Origin of the sequence: Streptomyces rhizosphaerihabitans, assembly GCF_025399795.1 — a bacterium.
GTDB lineage: Bacteria > Actinomycetota > Actinomycetes > Streptomycetales > Streptomycetaceae > Streptomyces > Streptomyces rhizosphaerihabitans.
On sequence record NZ_JAODTZ010000183.1, the window covers coordinates 1 to 481 of the forward strand.

1 protein-coding gene is annotated in these 481 nt (G+C 68.8%); it reads left to right on the forward strand.

What is annotated here, in order from left to right; translation table 11 throughout:
- Positions 1-139: 139 nt before the first annotated feature.
- Positions 140-457 (forward strand): hypothetical protein, encoded by a 318-nt coding sequence (locus tag N4G66_RS45315; RefSeq protein ID WP_261710168.1) that lies wholly within the window; start codon positions 140-142, stop codon positions 455-457.
- Positions 458-481: the final 24 nt, after the last annotated feature.

A 481-nucleotide genomic window follows, 5' to 3' on the forward strand; every position in this document is an offset into this window, starting at 1 on the left:
GGCTGCCGTCTGCTGGTCACACGAGGTGATCAGCCTCCGATGGCTCCGTCAGCGTGACGTGTGGCGGTGGACGCAACCGAAGTGGTGCTCGCGGAACTCTGGACGGGTAGTTCGTGACTCGCCTGGTGAGGAGACAGAGATGACCCCCTGGAACAGCGAGACCCTTGGTTCCTGTGCTTTCGTCGACCCCTATGCGGTGTTTTCCCGGGACAGCGTCTGGCCGGGTGCGGAGGGGCCCTGCGAGGACATCGACTCCCACCTGCCGCCGCCGGACCCCGCCCGCCGCCTCGGCTACATCCTCGACCCGCACGACCAGCGGCGCCTGGCCCTGCACGCGACCCTCACCGCCGCGGGCATCCCGCCGATGCCCGAAGACCGTGCCGTCATCGACCAGATCAGCGCTCTGCCCGCAGACGTCAACGACGTCCTCCAACGCTGGCTGCACCACGCCCTGTAGCGCCCGAAGGAGCCGCCTCCCTCG